The organism is Flavobacterium sp. TAB 87, from assembly GCF_001529295.1.
In the GTDB taxonomy this organism is placed as follows: domain Bacteria; phylum Bacteroidota; class Bacteroidia; order Flavobacteriales; family Flavobacteriaceae; genus Flavobacterium.
Genome location: NZ_LLWK01000038.1, coordinates 856459 through 876869 on the forward strand (window position 1 = coordinate 856459; position 20411 = coordinate 876869).

Sequence of the window (20411 nt, forward strand, 5' to 3'; positions counted from 1 at the left end):
TGATAGAAGCGGCATCCTTTTTTGCCTTTCTTTAAGGCGAAAAAGATACAGCGAATAGCAGGAAATAGCTCCTTCAAATTTTCAAAAAAGACACAAAAAAACCGCCAATCTTTCGAGAGGCGGTTTTATTATTTATTCTTTGATAACATTTCCTTGTTTGTCGTAGAAATGATATTCTAAGTACGTGTAAGCGTCACGTGGTATGATTTTTACCCATTTTTTGTATTCAAAAAACCATTTTGAACGCAATGATGGAAAACCTTGACTGAGGTATGCAGCCACAAACGGGTGTACATTAAGTACGACGTTTTTGTGGATTTTTAAAATTCGTTCTAGATCAAGAGCGATTTTATCAATGATTTGAATTGGTGCTTCAATTTCACCATTTTCATTGTTTGGATCTTCTTCTCTAGTTTTAATGTTTACTTCGGGTCTTACTCTCTGTCGAGTAATTTGAACAAGTCCAAATTTACTAGGAGGCAAGATTTTATGCTTGGCTTTATCGTCGCTCATTTCTTCTCGCAAGAAGTCGAACAGAACTTTCCTGTTTTCTGGATTAGACATATCGATAAAATCAATCACTATGATTCCGCCCATATCACGCAAACGCAATTGTCTGGCAATTTCGGCAGCTGCAATCATATTTACTTCAAGAGCTGTGTCTTCTTGGTTGGTGGCTTTGTTTGATCGGTTACCACTGTTGACGTCAATGACGTGCAAGGCTTCGGTATGTTCGATGATCAAATAAGCTCCTTTACTCATAGAAACCGTACGGCCAAATGAAGTTTTGATTTGTCTCTCAATGTTGTATTTCTCGAAAATTGGAGTGTCGTTTGATTGATAAAACTTTACAATCGATTGTTTGGAAGGTGCAATTTCTTGCAAATATTCCTTCGTTTGATGGTACAACTCTTCGTCATCTATCTGAATACCACTGAAGGTATCGTTGAAAACATCTCTTAATATCGAAGACGCTCTATTGAGTTCTCCTAATACTTTGGATGGATGATGAGCAGTTGGTAATTTTTTACACATTGCAGTCCATCTGCCTAGCAGGTTCTGCAAATCTTTTTCTAATTCTACTGTACTTTTGCCTTCGGCTACTGTGCGAACAATAACACCAAAACCTTTTGGTTTGACTGATAGAACAAGTTTTTTAAGTCGATCCTTCTCTTTTTTGTCTTCTATTTTTTGTGAAATAGAAACACGGTCGGAAAAAGGAACTAGAACAATAAAACGTCCGGCAAGAGAAAGCTCAGCGCTAATTCTTGGTCCTTTGGTTGATATTGGTTCTTTAACTACTTGAACTAAAACAGATTGATTGGCACTTAAGATATCAGTAATGATACCGTCTTTGTCAATCTCTTTTTCAAACTGAAAAGCTTTTAGGGAGAAATCTTTTAATTTACCTGCGCTTACAAGTTTTATGAATTTCAGTTGGGAAGCTAAGTTAGGACCTAGATCGTGATAATGTAAAAAGGCATCTTTTTCAAAGCCTACATTTACAAAAGCAGCATTAAGTCCGGCAACTGGTTTTCGTATTTTGGCGATAAAAATATCACCAACTTGAAAGTTGCTTTTCTCTTCTTCCTTGTGTAATTCAATTAGTTTTCCATCTTTTAATAAGGCAAAATCTACGGCTTCAGAACTAGATCTAATGATTAATTCTTTATTCACACTGTAAATTTTTATCCGAACTTTTTAGTTTTCAGTTTTAGGTTTTAGTTTTCAGTTTTACAACTCATAACTCCTAACTTATAACTCGTGACTGAATTGTAAGGATGGATTAAACAATATTTTAACAGGTATTGAACCCGGGGAAAATTAGCTTGCAACAAACAGTTTAAAGTGATCAGCGAACTGAAGACTTATTACTGACGGGCGAATACTAACTTTCGATTTCAATGAACGTTTAAAAAGAAAAAAGTAGTTTAAAACTACTTTTTCTTTTTGTGACGGTTAGCTCTCGCTCTTTTCTTTCTTTTGTGCGTAGCTACCTTATGTCTCTTTCTTTTTTTACCACTTGGCATATCGTATCGATTTTATGATTAATTAATAGTGTTATTTTGCTTCGTTATTTATTTTTACTCCTTCTACAAAAACTTTTGCAGGTTTAAACGCAGGAATGTTGTGAGCAGGGATTTTGATCGTGGTATTTTTAGAAATATTTCTTCCTGTTTTTTCAGCTCTTGTTTTTACGATGAAACTACCGAAGCCTCTTAAATAAACATTGTCTCCAGTTTCTAAAGAAGATTTAACCTCTTCCATAAATGTTTCAACTGTTGCTTGAACATCTCCTTTTTCAAGTCCTAATCTCTCTGAAATTTTCGCTACGATATCTGCTTTCGTCATTTTCTTTCGTATTTATAAATGGTGTACTATTTTTTTTGAGTGTGCAAATATAACAATTAAAAAAACAATAATTCAAGCTAAATCGTTAAATTTTAATAACATAAACTTTTACTTTTGTGGTCTAATAATTAATAATGAATTTTTCTAAATTGCTTATAAAGTGGTATTTACAAAACAAACGTGATTTGCCATGGCGAAATACAACCAATCCTTATCCTATTTGGCTCTCCGAAATTATGTTGCAGCAAACGCGTGTAGCGCAAGGAATGCCTTATTTCATGTCATTTACAACCGCTTTCCCAACCATTTTTGACTTGGCTGCTGCAGAGGAGCAGCAAGTACTTAAGTTGTGGCAAGGCTTAGGTTATTATTCTAGAGCGCGCAATTTGCATTACACCGCAAAATATATAGCAACCGAGTTAAATGGAGTTTTTCCGGCAACTTATAAAGAACTCTTGCAATTGAAGGGAGTAGGAGAGTACACGGCGGCAGCCGTTGCTTCTTTCGCCTATAATGAAGTTGTTCCTGTGGTTGACGGAAACGTGTTCCGGGTTTTATCGCGTTATTTTGATATAGAAACCGATATTGCCAATGCTGGTGCTAAAAAGGAATTTGCCGCATTGGCTTTTGAATTGATGCCCAAAGATAATCCCGCAATTTTTAATCAGGCGATAATGGAGTTTGGTGCGTTGCAATGTGTACCTAAAAGTCCAAATTGTTCCATTTGTGTTTTTAACTCGAGCTGTTTGGCTTTGCAAAAAAATAAAGTGGGTGTGCTTCCTGTAAAATTAAAGAAGGTGAAAGTGACCAATCGGTTCTTTAATTATTTTATTTTAGAAGATACGCTTGGCAATACGATTTTGCAACAAAGAACAGCCAAAGGCATTTGGCACAATTTATACGAGTTTCCGCTTTTGGAAACTGAGGAGGAAAAGGAATTTGAGTTTGTAGCTACAGTGCTTACAAATGAATTCTTTAGTCATTATACTATTGCAGGTATAGAAGAATTAAATACTAAAGCGATTATGCATAAATTATCACATCAGCATCTTAATATTAAATTCTGGAAGATTCGCGTTGATCAATCAATTGAAAATGGAATTTCGATCGCAGAAGCTAAAAAATTTCCGTTCCCGATTGTCATTCATAATTTTTTAGAAAGGCTTTTCGTATAGCTTAGGCAAACTGTTTTTAGGTGAAGAATTATTTTTTGTAGTTAATTTGTAAGATTTTTATCTTTTTTTCAACTAGTTTCGCGTTGCTATACAAACTAATAAGCTTTGTCGTACTAAAATCTTAAGGTGTCTACTCATTTTTAAAAGTAAAAAGAGAATAATTTATTTGATTGTGTTCGACTTTTGAAAATTAGGTTTAACCGTGTTTAATAATGGTATAAGGCGGAAGTGTACCTTCTTAACACAGGCACGAAGATGCTTTTCTAGTATGAACATTGTAAAAATTAAAACTATGAGAAATTATTTTATGTTGTTTTTTCTTCTAATGTTTACGATCATCGGAACTGCTCAAGCAGTTACAGTGAATTATTCGGAAAAAAGCATTATCAGTAAAGAAAAGCTGGAAGCTACACCCGAATTTGCTAGAAAGCATATTTTAGCATCGTATAATTATACTTTAAAATATCAGAATGGAATTTCGCTTTATGAAAATAGTTCCGAAACGAAAAATACCGAAAATTCAGTAAATGAAATTGCGAATGAAACAAATGATGGAGGGGGAGTTTATAAAAATACTGCTACTTATAGAATAACAGACAAAACAAAGGAGAAATACTACTATAAAGATATAGCTGGTAATGAACTACTCTTTAGGTTTTTTAATGGCAATAAAGATTTCTTTGGTAAAGATCATTTACTAAATTGGAATTGGCAAATCACCAATGAAACTAAAGAAATGAATGGTTTCACTTGTAAAAAAGCTACATCTGATGCGTTTGGTTATTTTTTTACAGCTTGGTTTACTGAAGATATTGCGATAAGTGCAGGTCCGGAAAAATTTGATGGACTTCCGGGGCTCATATTATATCTAAGCACAGGAGGAATTGAGTTTGTAGCCACTAGTGTGAAAATTGATGAAAATCCAATAATAATAGTAAAACCCGAAACACCAAAAGAAACCGTTACCATGGCGGAAGTAGAGCGTTTCGTAAAAGAGAAAGTAAGTAAATTGGAATCGAGTTCTACAACTACAGTAAATGGAAATACAACCACTACCAGATCTACGATTATTATAAAATAGGCTATACCATTTATGCGAATCATATTGTTTTTTTTTATTTTTTCATTTCTCCAAATTCAAAGTCAAACCACTATTAAAGGAACAATAAAAGATTCATTGCAAAATCCAGTGTCACTTGTAAATGTACGATTGTATAATAAACTGGATAATGTACTTATTGATTTCAAACAGTCCAATAATTTGGGACAATTTGAATTGGTTTGTCCTGATGCTGAAACTAAAATTTTTCTACTCAAGGCAAGTTTTTTGGGATATAAGCCAGTTATTTTTGAATTTAGCACTGATGGCAATCGTTCAATTATTGAGAAAAACATTATTTTAAAAAATGAGGTTGTAGCCATGAAAGAGGTTGTGATCAAAGCTGATTTTCGTGATGTTAATGAAAAGAACGATACAATAACTTTTAATCTCAAAAGATTGCTCAATGGATCCGAGCAGAAACTAAAAGATGTAATAAAGAAATTACCTGGACTCAGTATCGATAAAAATGGTAAGATAAGATATCAAGGAAAAAAAATTGATGATGTGTTGATTGATGGCGATGAGTTTTTTGGAACTCAACATCAACTAGCTACAGAAAATCTTAAATCGGAAATGATTGAAAAGATTGAAATCCTTAAGAATTTTAAAAATTTATCTTCTATTACAGGATTTGACAATAATAAGCGAACAGCACTAAACCTTTCTCTAAAGAATCAGTATAAAAACACTATTAAAGGTGATGTTAGCCAAGAATATGGTTATAAGAAAAGTTACAGACAGCACAACACTATCTATAATTTTGGTGGTAAAATAAAGGTGAATGTTATTACAGATGTCAATAACACAAACAATCCGGCTTTTACAGTAACTGACTACTTAGAGCTTAAAAAAGGGATTCAAAATGAGTTGTCTAGTGAGAACTCAACCAGTTCTATAACTGTTGACGAAGACGTGCCTTCTTTTTTGTTTGCTACTGATAATGTTAATGCTAAAGAAATTCGGTTTTACTCTGTCAATTTTAGTGACAAAATTTCTAAAACGAGCAAGGTCAAGTATTCTTCAATGTTAAATTATATTAAGCAATCGGAGTTTCTGCAAGCCAAGCAAAACTTTTTTTCTGCTACTGATATTATAATTGATAAAAATTCAAGTATTGCTGGTAAATCCCTCTTTAGTACAAATAAAATCAGTTATGAGTATAAGCCAAATGAAAATAATTATTTTAATTACGTCTTAGCTGTAAATTACAGCGCGAATAAGCGAATTAATCTTGTTCGTACGATGTTAGCTACTAACCAGGCCAATTTTGATGATAGTAAAAATAACGTTGATACGGGTGTTGGTCAATTTTTTTCGCACAAAATTAAATTGAATGACAAATTTCTTTTCGAGTATAATTTGTTTACCGACTTCACGAGTTTTACCAAACATTTAAATATTACTGCTAATCAGCCTTTTTTTAATTTAAAATTTAATGAAGATTTCTTAATCAATCAAAGAACTGATGGGTACAATAATTCTTTAGGAGTGAACTCTAAGTTGCGAATAAAGAATCAATTTGGAACTTTATTTTTAAATGCTGGTTCTTCACTTAAAAACGATTCTTTTAATAATTTTTTAGATGACTTGAATCCGCAATTTAGTACTGAGCTAAATTTGGTAAGAACCAACAATTATTTGGGCGTTAATTTTAGTAAAAAGAAAATTTATAAATTTAATTATGCTCTAGGTGCTCGCTTAGAGTATGTTCAGTTTGAACACAATTCTAAAAGAGCCGATAACTTGGTATTTTTGCCATCTGCTAATTTTTCTTATGAAGTTTCAAATGAAATAAATATTAATTTAAACTATAAAAGAGATTTTTCAAACGTGACTATAGATAAAGTTATAACAGGTATGCTGATAGAGGACTATAGAACGGTTTTTAGAAGTAAGAATGTTTTTTATAATTCGATTTTACCTAAAAACACAATTACATTAAACGGTTCGTTTTCTAGTTCACGCACTGGCTTAAGGTCGTTTTTTGGTTTGGTTTATACGGATAAAGTAACAGATGTTGGTTTTAACACTTTTAATTCTGAAAACATAAGCATTAGAGAGTATGATTATATCGATTTGGATAATTCAAAATATTTGTTTTTCACAATCGAAAAAAAATTAAAAAGCATTCCTTGGTCGGCTAAATTGGAAACGTTGCAATCTTTTTCGAAACGAGAATCCTTCATTAATTCTAACGCGACAACTTTTGGTACGAATCAAACTAAACTGGATGTTACTCTTTTGTCTTATTTTAAATCCAATGATTTTAATGTCAGTTTAGGTTTAGAATACCTTGTAAATTCTTCCGTAAATGATTCTAATAAAGAAAAAAGTCAACTAAACACAGTATCTGCTTTATTCGGGTTTAATGGTGTGGTTTTTAAAGATAAATTAAATTGGGATTTAGAAAGTAAAATTATTCACTTTGATTCCGCTAATTCAAAGCAGAAAGATGTTTTTGAATTGAATCCAAGCATTACTTATTCAATTAAAGATTGGAAATTTATGTTAAGAGGCGTGAACATATTAAATATTAGAGATAATAATACCCGCTTACGAGTTAATAATAGTGATTTTTATTTTGAAGCACAACAGTACAGTTCTCTGGCAGGATTTGTTACCACGGGTTTTTCGTATTCATTTTAATTTTCAAAAGAGAAGAAAACTACACCCGTGTACTCTACTAGCAATACATTTTCACTTCAATATTTGCTCCTTTATTTTAAAAATTTTAAAAAAAATTCCGTTCCCCATTGTCATTCATAATTTTTTGGAAACGCTTTACTATTGTTTTTAAAAAAATGTATCTTTGGTAAAACACCTTAAATACCATGAGCGGAACGTTAAACAAAGTAATGTTGATAGGCCATTTAGGCGAGGATATAAAAATGCATTATTTTGAAGGAGGCAATTGCATTGGACGGTTTCAGTTGGCAACCAATGAAGTGTATATTAATAAATCAACTAGCGAAAAGATAACGTCGACCGAGTGGCACAATTTGGTGGTTCGCAATAAGGCTGCCGAAATTTGTGAAAAATATTTGTCTAAAGGAGATAAAATTTATGTCGAAGGTCGAATTAAATCGCGTCAGTGGCAAGGTGAAGATGGTGTGACTAGAAATACGGTTGAAATTCAGGTTACAGAATTTACTTTTTTGTCTACCAAAAAAGAGAATGAAAGCAATAAGCAAAATCAAGTTACAGAATTGCCAAAAAACACTAACTTTGACGCTTCAAATAATGGTTTGCCTATTAACGATTTGCCATTTTAATTGTTTAACTAATCTTTTTTAATTTGGACCCAGAGCCCAGTTTGTACCTTGCAACAATTGTAGATCCTATTATTGTCATTGGATTTGTCGGAATAGTTATTTTACTATTTTTTTCGGCTTTGGTTTCTGGTGCCGAAGTCGCGCTTTTTTCGCTTTCGCAGAAAGATATCGAGGAAGCAACACAAGAAAATCAATCTAAAGGAAAAATTATTGCCAATCTTTTAGAAAAACCCAAAAAATTACTCGCTACTCTTTTAGTTTCCAACAATTTTATCAATATTGCAATTGTGATTTTGTTCTCTTTTGTGGGAAAAAATATCTTTAGCGCCATCGAGTCGCCAATTCTTAAATTTATATTAGAAGTAATTTTAGTTACTTTTTTAATCTTGTTGTTTGGCGAGGTTTTACCAAAAGTATACGCAAGTCGTAATAATATTAAATTTGCGAAACAAGTCGCTTACCCAATGGCTTTTTTGGATAAAATTTTGTCGCCTTTAAGTATTCCAATGCGTTGGACGACCATTTATTTGCACAACAAACTGGGGAAACAGAAATCTAATTTTTCGATCGATCAATTGTCTCAAGCTTTAGAATTAACTGATTCTGATGAAACATCAACCGAAGAACAAAAGATTTTAGAAGGAATTGTCTCTTTTGGAAATACAGATACCAAACAAGTAATGAGTCCGCGAATTGATATTTTTGCGTTGGATATCGAAGAAACTTTTGGGGAGATTTATCATAAAATTATTGATAAAAGCTATTCGCGTATTCCAGTTTATAAAGATAATATCGATCAAATTGAAGGCGTATTGTTTGTCAAAGATTTATTGCCACATATTGATAAAAAAGATTTTGAATGGCAAACTTTAATTCGACCTCCCTTTTTTGTTCCTGAAAATAAAAAATTGGACAATTTGCTTAAAGATTTTCAGAGCATGAAAAGTCACTTGGCAATTGTAGTTGATGAATACGGAGGAACCTCAGGCTTAGTTTCTTTAGAAGATGTTATAGAAGAAATTGTTGGTGATATTAGCGATGAATTTGACGATGAAAGCATTAACTTTTCACAGATTGATGAGAAAAACTTTTTATTTGAAGGAAAAATAAACCTAAAAGATTTTTATCGAATTATAGATGTAAACGAAGATATTTTTGAGGATAAAAAAGGCGAAGCCGAAACTTTGGCTGGTTTTATTTTAGAAATTATTGGAAATTTTCCGAAGAAAGGTCAAAAAATCGCCTACGAGAACTGTCTCTTTACGATAGAAACAGTAGATAAAAAAAGAGTAAAACAAATTAAAGTAACGATTGACTAATGAAATTGATTAAAAACAGCTTTTTGATTCTTGCTTTTTTGGGATTAGTAACCACTGTTTCTAGTTGCAAAGATGATGTTTTGCCAAAACCAGCAAGTTATTTGCGACTGGATTATCCTGTTGCCAAATACGTTTCGTTTGAAAATCAATGTCCCTTTAGTTTTGAAATGAATAACGATGCTATTATTAAGGGTGAAAAAGATTGTGGTTTTGCAATTACGTATCCAAAGATGAAGGCGACTATTTATCTAACGTATAAGCCCGTTTCTGGAAATATAGACAAACTACTTCGCGATGCTCAAAAGCTTACCTTTGAGCACGTGATAAAAGCAGATGATATTTTAGAGCAACCTTATCTTAATCCAAGTAAAAAAGTGTATGGTATGTTTTACCAAGTGGATGGAAATGCGGCTACCAATTCGCAATTTTACGTAACTGATAGTACCAAACATTTTATAACAGGTTCGGTTTATTTTTACGCAAAGCCCAATTTCGATTCAATCATGCCTGCAGCAAGTTACATTCAAAACGACATGAAGCGTTTAATGGAAACTTTAAAGTGGAAGTAAAAAAAGATATCCGCATTCAGCGGATATTTTTATATAATAGAGTAACTCAAATTACGATTTTAAGTTTGAAACTTTATACGTTTTTCCATCTGCGCTTGCTTGAACTGCTTTGGTTAAGGTTTCTGGGTTTTGAAGATTTTTATCAAAACTTACGGTAGCGGTTTTGGTATCAAAATCAACTGTCGCTTCTTGAATTCCTTCCATTGCAACTAATTCTTTTTCTATAGTTCTGGCACAACCCACAGCGCAAGTCATTCCTTCGATTTCAAAACTAGCAGTTTGTAAGTTTTCGGGAGCTACTGCTTTTTTAATTGTTGCTATTTCTGAAGCTTGTTGGCTGTTAATTGCTTTTTCGCAATCATCTGTTTGTATCCAATAAACAAATAAAAATATTGCTGCTAAAACTAAAAAGGATTTCCTGTTTTTCATGATGTACTTCGTTTGATTTTTGATGTTACTCACTAGCAAAAATATGCAAAAATTAGAGCTAAATCACAAAAATTATTACACTTTTGCAGCAAATTAAATAGGATGAATGCGAAACAATTAAAATGGGTCTATCTTTTTATACTTTCCTTAATTTGGGGAAGCTCCTTTATATTAATTAAAAAAGGGTTAGTTGGTTTGTCGGCGTTGCAAGTTGGTTCACTACGAATTATTTTTGCAGCTTTATTTTTGCTTTTAATTGGATTTAGAAGTTTAGCTAAAATTCAACGCATACAGTGGAAATATATTGCTATTACTTCTGTGCTAGGTACTTTTTTGCCAGCTTATCTTTTTGCGATTGCCGAAACAGAGATCGATAGTTCGACTACAGGAATTTTAAATTCGCTTACGCCACTTATTACTTTAGTGCTTGGCGTATTAGTGTTTGGAATAATGGCACAACGACGACAAATAATAGGCGTTTTTATTGGCTTAATTGGTAGTGGTTTATTAGTTTTTAGCGGAGCAATGAATCATCCTGACCAAAATTACTACTACGCTTTATTGGTGTTAATTGCCTGTTTTTGCTATGCGTTAAATGTAAATTTAATTAAGAAATACTTATCTGATTTGAATTCATTGAGCATCACAACTGGAAATTTTACAATTTTGGTAGTGCCAGCTTCTATTGTTCTTTTAACCACAAATTTCAGCGAAGTTGTTGACGTGGCAGAAGTGCAACATTCGTTGTTTTTTATTTTAATACTTGGTATTGTGGGAACAGGAATTGCGAACATTATCTTTTTTAAATTGATACAAATGTCATCACCGGTTTTTGCTACTTCAGTAACCTATCTTATCCCAATTGTTGCTTGTTTTTGGGGATTCTTTGATGGAGAATTATTGTCGCCATACCAATTGCTTGGTGCTCTTGTCGTTTTAGTTGGTGTGTTTTTGTCTGCACGAAAATAATTGTGCGTTAGGATCTTTTCAATCATTTTCAGAAACAATACGAAATAAAAAAAGCTGTCAGAAGACAGCTTTTTTTGTACCATTGCACATGTTTATTTAAAATCGGCATCCGCCACATCTTCATTTACTTTTACTTCTTTCATTTTAATGTCTAATTCAAAACCAACATTCTGAATCATATTAAAAGGTAATTTAACGCCTTTGACTTCTTTGTAATCACCAAAATTGGTGGTTACGGGAACTTCTTTTCCACCTTGGTCAATCAATTTTGTTTCAGCAACTTTTAAACCAGTTGTAGTGCTGTAAAAATAAGTTGACTTTCCGTTCTGTATTACGTAAGCATCAGCATTGTTAACTGCTTCTATTCGGTCTACTTTTAAGTCTGTTCTTTTAGCAAGATTTAACTCTTCAAAAGGCTTAGCACTATTTTGCATGTCTTTTAAAACCGCACCTTCAAAATTCATGCGCTGTCCTTGTTGCATCACGTACGCTTCTTTTTCATTCACCACTTGCTTCATCACGTTCATTGTTCCCATATTCAATTCTACCATCGATTTTCCTTTTGCGTCAATTTTTGAGGTAAAATCTAATGGAGATGGCGCTTGCGGAATAGTAGTTGTTCCAAACATCGCAATCGTTTTTACTTTTGCAATGTTTTTTTCGCCACCAATAGCATTAATGTATTTTTCAAAAATACTTTTAGCTGTTACTCCTTGGGGTACTTCTTTAGTAGCTACCTTCTTTTCGGTAGGATTTGCATATTTGTCGTAATATTTAATCGGGATGTTTAGTTTTTCTAAACCTGGTAAAACCTCACTTCCTTTTCCAGCAATAACAATACGCATATTGTCCATCAAAAAGTATTTGTTGGCAACGCGCAAAATATCATCGGCTGTAACGGCATTGATGGTCTGAATGTATTTCTCGTAGAAATCTGCTGGTAAATCTTCTGTTTCAATGTTCAAGGCATAACGGGCAACTGTTTGTGGCTTTTCAACTTGCATTACAAATCGACCGATATAACCTGCTTTTACATTTTTAAGATTGGTTTCGTCAACTTTCTCTGTTCTAATTTTTTTAATTTCCTTCATGAATTCAACGACAGCGCTATCCGTTACTGCGTTTCTAACAGCCGACTTTGCGATGAATTTTGAATCGTATTTGCTACTTCCAATAGAAGAACTTGCGCCATAAGTCCACGCGTTGGCTTCTCTCAAGTTCATATTTAAGTAACTATTAAAATCTCCTCCTAAAATTTGATTCGCAATTACAATTGCAAAAAAGTCAGGATCGTTCATTTTTAATTTAACCGTGTTCACTACAGCAATTTCAGATTGAACCGCGTTAGGAACATCTACAAAGTTAATTTCTAGTTTTTCAACATTTGCTGGACTTGCATAAGTTTGAGTTGGAATAGTTGATTTTTTCCAAGTGCCAAAAAGTTTTTCTACTTCAACCTTTACATCTTTATATTTTACATCTCCAACTATAATTAAATAAGCGTTTTCTGGAGCAAAATAAGTCGCGTAATTATTTTGAACATCAGCAAGAGTAACATTGTTAATCGTTGCTGCAGAAATAAATTCGCCAAACGGATGATGTAAGCCGTAAGCCAATGCATCGGTTACTCTATTGGAGATTGCTGGAACACTTTTCTCGTCGGCTTTTAAGCTTTCGATAATTTTATTTTTTTCTTTATCAAATTCTTCTTGAGTGAATTTTGGTTGTAAAGTACCTTCAGCAAGTAGCTCTAAAACCCTTTTACTGTATTTTGATAAAGCATTGGCATTGGCTCCTTGCGAATTAAAGTTGATACTTGCTCCTAAAAAGTCGATCTCTTCGTTAAAAGTGTCTTTGTCAGTTTTTTGAGTTCCGTCGCCAATCATGGCGCTCGTTAATTCGGCAACTCCTTTTTTATTTCCTTCTACAAAAGGAGGATTGTCAATCGTTAAATTAAAAGTTACTCGCGGTAATTTGTGATTTTCAACAACCATGACTTTCATGCCATTTGCCATCGTAAAACTTTCTGGTTTTTTGATATTTACTTTTGGCGAAGGTCCTGGTTTAGGTTGTGTTCTGTCTTGTGCTTGCATCATTCCTGTAATAGTCAGTGCTAATATTAATAGTGTTATTTTTTTCATGTTTCGAAGCTTAGTTTTGTGTTTTTGCTGTTGCTGGTACATAATCTAAAACCAATCGTTGATTTGGATTCAAGTATTTTTGGGCTACTTCTCTTATTTCCTCTCTCGTAATCGAATGAATCATGTCAATTTCGGTATTGATCAAATTAACGTCACCGTACAAAAGGTAATAACTCGCTAAGTTTTCTGCAATTCCTTCCACACTAGAATTGGCGTTTACGTAATTGTTGTCGAATTTATTTTGTAATTTTTGAAAATCTTTTTCAGAAATTAAATCCGTTTGAATTTTTGCAATCTCGCCGTCAATTTCGCTCAAGAGTTCTTTTGAAGTCGTCTTTCCCATCGGAATTCCGTACAAAATATACATACTATAATCTTCTTGATTGTACCCGAAAGCTCCAATTTGTAACGCTTTTTTCTCTTGATCTACAATTTTTTTGTACAATTTAGAGCTTTTTCCATCACTTAAATACGAAGAGATAAGATCTAGAACTCTAGCATCTCTTGTTTTCATAGAAGGGGTACGGTAAGCAGTCACTAACATCGGAAGCTGTATGTTTGGATCTTCGTATGTAGCTGTAATAGTTTCGGTAATTGGCTTTTCTTCGTATGTTTTCTTAACTATGTTTTCGCCACGCGGAATTACGCCAAAGTATTTTTTGACCCATTCTTTAGTTTTTTTAGTGTCAAAATCTCCAGCGATTACTAAAACCGCATTATTAGGAGTATAAAATTTTTTATTAAAAGCTTTAAACTCTTCCAAGGTGGCAGCGTCTAAATGTTCCATCGAACCAATAGTGGTCCAGCGGTACGGGTGTACTTCGAACATTTTTTCTTTGACCACAGTAAAAATATTACCATACGGTCTATTGTCGTATCGAGATCTTTTTTCTTCTTTAACGACTTCATTTTGGGTATCGACACCAATTTGATTGATTACAGGATGTAAAAGACGTTCTGATTCCATCCATAATCCCAACTCTAGGTTGTTAGAAGGAAAAACTTCGTAATAGTACGTTCGGTCGTCTGAAGTATTGGCATTGTTAACTCCGCCATTTGCAGTTACAATTTTAAACCATTCTCCTCTTTGAATGTTTTTGGTTCCTTCGAATAATAAATGTTCAAAAAAATGAGCCACTCCAGTGCGATCTGGATTTTCATCTTTAGATCCCACATGATACATAACTGATGTAATAACTACGGGAGCTGATGGATCGTTGTGCAAAATAACATGCATTCCGTTATCTAAATCATATTCCTCAAAAGCAACCTTTTGAGCCGAAGCGATTCCGCCAAGTAGAAGTGATGCGCCTAAAACCATTATTGTTTTTTTCATAGAAGGTTAATAAAATTAGTTTTAACTTAATTAGTACTTAATAGTGCTTTAATGTTACCTCAAAAGTAGTTTTTTTTGTTTTGAAACTTAATTTTTCGGTGTTTTTTCCGATATTTTTAACATGTGTTTCGTAAAACAGTTTTAATGTAATGAGCTGTTTTTCATCGGTGTTGTAAGTTTTCTAATTATTTTGTAATTAGCGATTGTATCATAAATTTTTAATTGTATATTTGCAACCTTAAAATTATTAAAACAATTTGATATGTATGCAATCGTAGAGATAGCAGGGCAACAATTTAAAGTAAGCAAAGACTTAAAGGTTTATGTGAACCGTTTGATTGACAAAGAAGGAGATGCAATTTCATTTGCAAAAGTTCTTTTGTTAGATGATAACGGAACCATAACTTTAGGCGCCCCAGCTATAGAAGGTGCTTCTGTAGAAGCTAAAGTGTTACAACACTTAAAAGGTGATAAAGTAATTATTTTCAAAAAGAAAAGAAGAAAAGGTTACAAAAAGAAAAATGGACACCGTCAGTACTTGACGCAAATCCAAATTTCTGGTATTACCACTGGTGGAACTAAAAAAGCAGCTACAAAGAAAGAAGCAGCTGAACCAGTAGCTAAAGATGAAGCAGCTCCAGCTCCAAAGGCTAAAAAAGCAGCTCCAAAAGCTAAAAAAGAAGATACTAAAGAATAATAACAATATTAAAACTAAAACATCATGGCTCACAAGAAAGGTGTCGGTAGTTCGAAGAATGGTAGAGAATCAGAATCAAAACGCTTAGGTGTTAAGATTTTTGGTGGTCAAGCTGCTATTGCTGGGAACATCATCGTAAGACAAAGAGGTTCTAAACATAACCCAGGTGAAAACGTTTACATTAGTAAAGATCATACTTTACATGCAAGAGTTCCTGGTATTGTTAAGTTCCAAAAGAAAAGAGACAATAAATCATACGTTTCTATCCTTCCATTCGAAGCATAATAACTGCGATTATATTTTATAAAGCCCGTTCTGTAAAGTTCGGGCTTTTTTATTGTTAAATTTTTAACTAACCTGTGCTTTGATTTAAGGGAAAAAGTAGAAAGTTATTATCGTCGGAATAAAATAATTTAATGCTGTTCGAGAAATCGATTTGTTTCTCCGTTGCTGTGTCAAATCTGCTTTGAGCGACATTGTGCTTCTTAGTTGTGAATTGGCTTTAAAGCGCTTGCCAAGACCTGATGATCACTCGATTTGGTTACTAAAGTAATTTTTAAATTATTTTTTAAAAGAGATAGTGCTTTTTTTTTCAATTAAAACTGTATTGCTGCGTACTGCGCTTGTCTGACCGTTCAATATTAACGCTGATTCTGAAGTCATTTTGTTTTCTGACTAAACATTAAGATATGATTTCAGGAAAAATTAGAATGCAATTTTTAATTGGAACAACTGAATTACTTTTATATGAATGAATGATTCAGTTGATTTTACTGGTTTACTTTTTTTGAATTTACTTCTTAAAAATATTTCCAAATTCTTTTCCCAACTTTTGTATCGTCTCAATTCCTTTAGATAGCGGTTCTGAGGAAATATTTTCATATCGTTCTCGTATTAAATTACGATTAAATTGCTGGGGATACACTACAATTTTATTATTGAAAGGGAAGTGTTTTTCGAGTTTATTGGGTAAATTTTCTAATACTGATAGGTGAGAGGTTGCGCCTCTATGAGCCGAAATCAATACGAACAAATCGTCTTCTCGCACGTTTCTTGCTAGAATAAGAAAATCATCCCAGTCGCTAAACGGATTAAAAACGATTGATGCAGATAATTTTGCTGACTTTAGTACCTTGGCAATGGCTCTCTCAGTCGATTCGTTGCAAAACAGTTGAATTGATATGCTTAATTCTTGCGCTAAAATTGCGATTTTAGTTAACCAATGCTCGAAGCCATTTTCATGTTCGGCTAAAGGCGGAACGGCTATAATAATTCTTTTATGAGTTACTAAAGGTTTTTCAAGATCGCATACAAAAGTTGTCTTGTCTGTATTGCTCAAAACGCCTTCTACTTTGTCGCCAATTAATTTGTCGATAAATCCAATTTTTCTAGGCCATCCGAGAATAATAATGTCGGCCATAATTTCTCTAGAAATACGTGAAATACCACTTGTCGGGTTGTGATCAATGGTTGTAATTATGTTGACATTTGTTTCGGATGCAGAAGCTTGCTTTACAAATTCTTCGAGTTTATTTCTGGCTTTTAAAATATTTATTTCTGCTTCATCATTATTAGAAACAACCGAAAGAATTGAAATTGGATTTGGTGATTTTTTATCTTTGATGAAAATAGAAAATTCCAATAATTTTTCAATACTATCCACATTTGCTATTGGTAATAATACGTGCTCGTTGTGGCTAACTATTAAATCAGTATTATCATGTTCACTTTCAATTAGGATTTTTTTAGCTGCTTTTTCGGTAACAAACGAAGCTACAATACAGGTCACCAAAATAAGTATAATGGTTCCGTTTAATATATTCTCATCTAGAATTCCAGCTTTATAGCCTACTAAAATTACCGCAAGTGTTGCCGCGGCATGTGCGCTGCTTAAACCAAATATAAGTTGACGTTGTGCGGTTGAGTATTTAAAAATTTGCTGCGTAAACAATGCGGCAAACCATTTTCCAAATAAAGCGACAACAGTTAGGGTTGCGGCTACAATAAGTGCTACTGGACCACTTAAAATAACGCTAATATCAACAAGCATTCCTACGCTTATTAAGAAAAACGGAATGAATAAAGAGTTGCCGATAAACTCTATTCGGTTCATTAATGCAGAAGAATGAGGAATTAGTTTGTTTAAAGCTAGTCCAGCAACGAATGCTCCAATGATTGGTTCTACGCCGGCTACTTCTGCTAAAAACGCTGCAAAGAAAACTACGGCCAATACAAATATATAATGTGAGTGCTTTTCACTTTCAAGTTTTCGGAAAAACCATTTTGCAATTCTCGGAATGATGAGAAACATAATAGCTGAGAAAATGGCAAGTGAAACGGTTAACTTAATCCAAAAGGCTTGATTTAGGTTTCCTTGACTATTGCTCATTATCACTGCTAAGATGATTAATACAGCGGTGTCGGTTAAAATGGTACCTCCAACAGTGACGGCGACTGCTTGGTTTTTTGAGACACCGAGTTTACTAACTATCGGATAGGCTACAAGTGTATGTGTGGCAAACATGCTCGCGGTTAGTAAGCTTGCGTTAAAATCATATTCTAGAAAGTAAAAGCAAACCGGAAACCCTAATCCTAAAGGGACGATAAAGGTAAATAGTCCGAATAACAGGCTTTTATTTCGATTGGATTTAAATTCATTCATGTCAAGTTCAAGACCTGCAATAAACATGATGTACAATAATCCAATTGTTGAGAACAGATCAACTGCTGAGTTTTTTTCCAGAATGTTCAGTCCGTAAGGACCGATCACAACTCCCGAAATAATTAATCCTATAATGCCAGGAATATTTAGTCTTTTAAGTAGAATGGGAGATAAAAGAATAATGAAAAGTATTAATGAAAAAATTAGCACAGGATTATCAAGTGGTAATTTAAATTCGTGTAATAGGTGGCTAAAAAAGTCGGTCATATTATATGCTCTTTGTTCGTTTATTGTATTGTATTGTATTGTAAAAGATGCGCCACAAGCGGTGCTGAAATTAAAGCAAATTTGGTGCTTATTTAAACGTTGCATGTTTGTAGAATAATAAATTTGAATTACTATTTCGATCAGATCTTTTTTGAAAACGTAAATTTTATAAATTTGTCCCGTTAGGAATTAGTTTAAGTGTTTGATTTTAAGGGGATCAATATGCTGAAAGTGCTTTATTGTGGAGATAATTTTCTTTCTAGTTTTGTTAGTACTTTTTAAATTGTGCAAATAATTTACATATTGAAATTAGCAACTAAAGTAGTATTTTTTTTAGATCTATCAGCGGTTTTTTAAATTTTTAAAAAGACTTAAAATAAGGAGCTGAAAGCGCTGTTTGTAGGGGTCGTAGGGTTTTAAGCTTGCGAACTATAAGTGCTAAAATTTAATGAATTAGATAATAAAATTAAGCTTGCTGCCGTGGAGATTTTTATGCTAAAAATAGTTGAAGTGCTACAGGAGTAATTGCATTTTGTTTCAAAAAAAAAACCTCTAAAATCAAATGACTTTAGAGGTTGTAATTCTGTGGGCGATGAGGGGTTCGAACCCCCGACCCCCTCGGTGTAAACGAGGTGCTCTGAACCAGCTGAGCTAATCGCCCTATTTTACTAGGTTGCTATCATTTTGTGATTGCGAGTGCAAATATAAGGCAGTTTTATTGATATGCAAAACATTTTTAAATAAAAATTTAAATTATTTTTTAGTGCCTTGACAACTAGATTTTTACTCCTTTGTTTTTTATGCTTTTAATTGAATTTGATATTTAATCCTATGTTATGAAACAAGAACATAATAGTGTGGTTATGCTGTATTGAGTTTTTTGGATAAGCAGCATTACAAATTCGGTATTTCGGCAATTACAAAATTACTTCCTCCAATAAAAATGAAGTCAGCTGCCGAAGCCGCTTTAACGGCGCTTTGATAAGCAGCTGCAACTGATTCGTATGTTGCGCCCTTTAAACCATGAGAAAGAGCTTTGTTTTGAAGTGTTTCGGTGTCTAGCCCTCTAAAATTATTCGGTTTGCAAAAATAATACTGGGCTTCAGTTGGAAATAAAGGTAAAATGCTAGCCAAATCCTTATCGTTTACGACTCCTAAAACAATGTGAAGCTTTTTAAATTTTTGTTTCTTAACTTGATTCAGTACAATTTGCAACCCATTTTTATTGTGCGCAGTGTCACAAATAATTTTTGGCGAAGTGCCTAATTGCTGCCATCTTCCTAGAAGATGTGTGTTTTTTACAACTTTCAAAAGTCCGTTTCTTATTTGTTCTTCAGAAATAGTAAAACCGCTATATTGATTAAGTACCGCAATAGTTTGCTGAACCGTTTTTTTATTGTGTTGTTGATAATCGCCCAGCAAGTCTGAAGGAAATGCCTCTTCAACACGTTCTGAAGCAAAATAAATTTCGCTTTCTAATTCTTTCGCTCTAGCTAAAAAAACAGGTTTGGTTTCTGCAGTGTATTCGCCTATAACAACTGGAGTTTGGTATTTAATTATTCCTGCTTTTTCAGTAGCAACCGATTCTACTGTATTTCCTAAAAATTGAGTGTGATCTAAATCGATATTAGTAATTACTGAAATAAGTGGTTTAATGATATTAGTGGCGTCCAATCTGCCGCCCATTCCTACTTCAATAATGGCAATATCCACTTTCTCTGCAGCAAAATAATCAAAAGCCAAGCCTACTGACATTTCGAAAAAACTTAAGGATTCTTTCTCAAAAAACGACTGGTGTTTCTTTACAAATTCACAGACGAAATTTTCTGAAATATCATCGCCATTGATTTTAATGCGCTCTCTGAAGTCTTTTAAGTGGGGAGAAGTATAAAGTCCGACTTTGTAGCCGGCCTCTTGTAAAACAGAAGCAAGCATGTGCGAGGTAGATCCTTTTCCGTTGGTTCCTGCAACGTGAATGCATTTAAGCTTTTCTTGTGGATTGCCAAGATAATTGCACAATAGTACAATGTTGGTTAAATCTTCTTTGTAAGCACTTGCGCCTTGAGTTTGGTACATTGGAAGTTGATTGAACATCCAATGGGTAGTTTCTTGGTAATTCAT

The 20411-nt window shown here is 33.5% G+C and carries 16 protein-coding genes and 1 tRNA gene; 9 read left to right on the forward strand and 8 right to left on the reverse strand.

What is annotated here, in order from left to right; genetic code table 11:
- Positions 1 to 132 precede the first annotated feature (132 nt).
- Together AP058_RS15775 and AP058_RS15780 are read right to left on the reverse strand one after the other, a co-directional pair.
- Entirely contained in the window at positions 133 to 1677 is a 1545-nt protein-coding gene (locus tag AP058_RS15775) for a ribonuclease E/G (protein ID WP_066313064.1), read from the reverse strand.
- Between the two features lie 384 nt (positions 1678 to 2061).
- Positions 2062 to 2352: an HU family DNA-binding protein gene (locus tag AP058_RS15780; RefSeq protein ID WP_066313067.1), complete on the reverse strand. Its 291-nt coding sequence runs from the start codon at positions 2350 to 2352 to the stop codon at positions 2062 to 2064.
- Positions 2353 to 2486: 134 nt separating this feature from the next.
- Here AP058_RS15780 and mutY point away from each other — a divergent pair, with 134 nt between their 5' ends.
- The 6 genes from mutY (at position 2487) to gldD (ending at position 9789) form a co-directional block, all read left to right on the forward strand.
- Positions 2487 to 3527 (forward strand): A/G-specific adenine glycosylase, encoded by a 1041-nt coding sequence (mutY, locus tag AP058_RS15785; protein WP_066313070.1) that lies wholly within the window; start codon positions 2487 to 2489, stop codon positions 3525 to 3527.
- 292 nt (positions 3528 to 3819) lie between these two features.
- A complete protein-coding gene (locus AP058_RS15790; protein ID WP_197413415.1) occupies positions 3820 to 4608 on the forward strand; it encodes a GLPGLI family protein in 789 nt (262 codons plus the stop codon).
- Positions 4609 to 4620: 12 nt separating this feature from the next.
- Positions 4621 to 7275: a hypothetical protein gene (locus tag AP058_RS15795; RefSeq protein WP_066313077.1), complete on the forward strand. Its 2655-nt coding sequence runs from the start codon at positions 4621 to 4623 to the stop codon at positions 7273 to 7275.
- 185 nt (positions 7276 to 7460) lie between these two features.
- Positions 7461 to 7901 (forward strand): single-stranded DNA-binding protein, encoded by a 441-nt coding sequence (locus tag AP058_RS15800; RefSeq protein ID WP_066313079.1) that lies wholly within the window; start codon positions 7461 to 7463, stop codon positions 7899 to 7901.
- Positions 7902 to 7924: 23 nt separating this feature from the next.
- Positions 7925 to 9220 carry a gliding motility-associated protein GldE gene (locus AP058_RS15805; RefSeq protein ID WP_066313081.1) on the forward strand — a complete coding sequence of 432 codons (1296 nt, stop codon included), beginning with the start codon at positions 7925 to 7927 and terminating at the stop codon, positions 9218 to 9220.
- Complete coding sequence (gene gldD, locus AP058_RS15810) at positions 9220 to 9789, forward strand: gliding motility lipoprotein GldD (protein ID WP_157492748.1); 570 nt, start codon at positions 9220 to 9222, stop codon at positions 9787 to 9789. The genes AP058_RS15805 and gldD overlap by 1 nt, the downstream gene beginning before the upstream one ends.
- A gap of 51 nt (positions 9790 to 9840) precedes the next feature.
- Here the strand turns inward: gldD and AP058_RS15815 are convergent, their stop codons facing one another.
- Positions 9841 to 10218 (reverse strand): heavy-metal-associated domain-containing protein, encoded by a 378-nt coding sequence (locus AP058_RS15815; protein ID WP_066313084.1) that lies wholly within the window; start codon positions 10216 to 10218, stop codon positions 9841 to 9843.
- Between the two features lie 102 nt (positions 10219 to 10320).
- Between AP058_RS15815 and AP058_RS15820 the strand changes: the two genes are divergently transcribed.
- On the forward strand, positions 10321 to 11187 hold the full coding sequence (locus AP058_RS15820) for a DMT family transporter (protein WP_066313088.1): 867 nt from the start codon (positions 10321 to 10323) through the stop codon (positions 11185 to 11187).
- 92 nt (positions 11188 to 11279) lie between these two features.
- Here AP058_RS15820 and AP058_RS15825 read toward each other — a convergent pair whose 3' ends face one another.
- A complete protein-coding gene (locus AP058_RS15825; RefSeq protein ID WP_066313558.1) occupies positions 11280 to 13328 on the reverse strand; it encodes a pitrilysin family protein in 2049 nt (682 codons plus the stop codon).
- Between the two features lie 10 nt (positions 13329 to 13338).
- Complete coding sequence (locus tag AP058_RS15830; protein ID WP_066313090.1) at positions 13339 to 14664, reverse strand: pitrilysin family protein; 1326 nt, start codon at positions 14662 to 14664, stop codon at positions 13339 to 13341.
- A 262-nt stretch (positions 14665 to 14926) separates the two neighbouring features.
- On the opposite strand from AP058_RS15830, the gene rplU reads away from it, so the two are divergent.
- Both rplU and rpmA read left to right on the forward strand, forming a co-directional pair.
- On the forward strand, positions 14927 to 15361 hold the full coding sequence (gene rplU / locus AP058_RS15835) for a 50S ribosomal protein L21 (RefSeq protein ID WP_066313093.1): 435 nt from the start codon (positions 14927 to 14929) through the stop codon (positions 15359 to 15361).
- Positions 15362 to 15385: 24 nt separating this feature from the next.
- Positions 15386 to 15646, forward strand: a complete 261-nt coding sequence (rpmA, locus tag AP058_RS15840) for a 50S ribosomal protein L27 (RefSeq protein WP_066313094.1) — start codon at positions 15386 to 15388, stop codon at positions 15644 to 15646.
- 508 nt (positions 15647 to 16154) lie between these two features.
- Here the strand turns inward: rpmA and AP058_RS15845 are convergent.
- The 3 genes from AP058_RS15845 to AP058_RS15855 form a co-directional block, all read right to left on the reverse strand.
- A complete protein-coding gene (locus AP058_RS15845) occupies positions 16155 to 18290 on the reverse strand; it encodes a cation:proton antiporter (RefSeq protein ID WP_066313560.1) in 2136 nt (711 codons plus the stop codon).
- 586 nt (positions 18291 to 18876) lie between these two features.
- Positions 18877 to 18951: transfer RNA gene (locus AP058_RS15850), tRNA-Val, on the reverse strand.
- Between the two features lie 233 nt (positions 18952 to 19184).
- Positions 19185 to 20411, reverse strand: a complete 1227-nt coding sequence (locus AP058_RS15855) for a folylpolyglutamate synthase/dihydrofolate synthase family protein (RefSeq protein ID WP_066313096.1) — start codon at positions 20409 to 20411, stop codon at positions 19185 to 19187.

Bases quoted from the DNA above. Each gene is read 5' to 3' on its own strand.
- AP058_RS15780 (WP_066313067.1), bottom strand. From the start codon at position 2,352: ATGACGAAAGCAGATATCGTAGCGAAAATTTCAGAGAGATTAGGACTT.
- mutY (WP_066313070.1), top strand. From the start codon at position 2,487: ATGAATTTTTCTAAATTGCTTATAAAGTGGTATTTACAAAACAAACGT.
- AP058_RS15790 (WP_197413415.1), top strand. From the start codon at position 3,820: ATGAGAAATTATTTTATGTTGTTTTTTCTTCTAATGTTTACGATCATC.
- AP058_RS15795 (WP_066313077.1), top strand. From the start codon at position 4,621: ATGCGAATCATATTGTTTTTTTTTATTTTTTCATTTCTCCAAATTCAA.
- AP058_RS15800 (WP_066313079.1), top strand. From the start codon at position 7,461: ATGAGCGGAACGTTAAACAAAGTAATGTTGATAGGCCATTTAGGCGAG.
- gldD (WP_157492748.1), top strand. From the start codon at position 9,220: ATGAAATTGATTAAAAACAGCTTTTTGATTCTTGCTTTTTTGGGATTA.
- AP058_RS15815 (WP_066313084.1), bottom strand. From the start codon at position 10,218: ATGAAAAACAGGAAATCCTTTTTAGTTTTAGCAGCAATATTTTTATTT.
- AP058_RS15820 (WP_066313088.1), top strand. From the start codon at position 10,321: ATGAATGCGAAACAATTAAAATGGGTCTATCTTTTTATACTTTCCTTA.
- AP058_RS15825 (WP_066313558.1), bottom strand. From the start codon at position 13,328: ATGAAAAAAATAACACTATTAATATTAGCACTGACTATTACAGGAATG.
- AP058_RS15830 (WP_066313090.1), bottom strand. From the start codon at position 14,664: ATGAAAAAAACAATAATGGTTTTAGGCGCATCACTTCTACTTGGCGGA.
- rplU (WP_066313093.1), top strand. From the start codon at position 14,927: ATGTATGCAATCGTAGAGATAGCAGGGCAACAATTTAAAGTAAGCAAA.
- rpmA (WP_066313094.1), top strand. From the start codon at position 15,386: ATGGCTCACAAGAAAGGTGTCGGTAGTTCGAAGAATGGTAGAGAATCA.
- AP058_RS15845 (WP_066313560.1), bottom strand. From the start codon at position 18,290: ATGACCGACTTTTTTAGCCACCTATTACACGAATTTAAATTACCACTT.
- AP058_RS15855 (WP_066313096.1), bottom strand. From the start codon at position 20,411: ATGAATTACCAAGAAACTACCCATTGGATGTTCAATCAACTTCCAATG.